At 69.4% G+C, this 816-nt stretch carries 1 protein-coding gene; it reads left to right on the top strand.

Annotation, left to right across the window (positions count from 1 at the left end):
* Positions 1–816: DUF5801 repeats-in-toxin domain-containing protein (locus AC1DZP_RS36275; RefSeq protein ID WP_477309170.1), on the top strand; the 816-nt coding region annotated here is incomplete at both ends.

Raw genomic sequence — 816 nt, 5'->3', positions numbered from 1 at the left:
TCAGCGTGGCGCAGTATGCCTCGATCCTTCATCCGACCCCGGGCGCCAGCCACGACGAAWCGGTSAACATCACCGACAGCGCCYTGCTGGCGGTGGTGACGGTCACCGACGGTGACGGCGACACAGCGACCAGTTCGACCGGTATCGGCGATGCCGTGCAGTTCCAGGAYGAYGGCCCGACGGCGGGCATCGTYCAGGGCGCTCCCAMGGTGGCGCATGACGAGACCGCSGGCATCCAGSCAGATGCCGACGACACCACGGCACCAGCGGTYGTCGCKYTGTTYGCGGGCGTCAGCAATGTCAGCTCCGATCTGAGCCCGACCGGCTACGCACAGGACCCAGGCGCGGTGGTGAGCTCCACCGGAAGCTCGTTCGGCGCCGACCAGGAAGGCGGCACGACGGCATTCTCGCTGGCGGTGTCCGCCGCCGGCGTGGATTCCGGCCCCGACACGACCGCCGGCACCAGCATCTTCCTGTTCAAGGAAGGCGACCTGGTGGTCGGCCGCATCGGCGGCGCCGCTGGGGCGGCGGCGTTCGCCGTCGCCATCAACAGCACGACCGGCGTCGTCAGCGTGGCGCAGCATGCCTCGATCCTTCATCCGACCCCGGGCGCCAGCCACGACGAATCGGTCAACATCACCGACAGCGCCCTGCTGGCGGTGGTGACGGTCACCGACGGTGACGGCGACACAGCGACCAGTTCGACCGGTATCGGCGATGCCGTGCAGTTCCAGGACGACGGCCCGACGGCGGGCATCGTCCAGGGCGCTCCCAAGGTGGCGCATGACGAGACCGCGGGCATCCAGCCAGATGCCG

Source organism: Mesorhizobium sp. P2_F8 (assembly GCF_056403655.1).
Note: the sequence above shows the minus strand (reverse complement) of the source record. Positions and strands in the feature narration are given on the sequence as shown.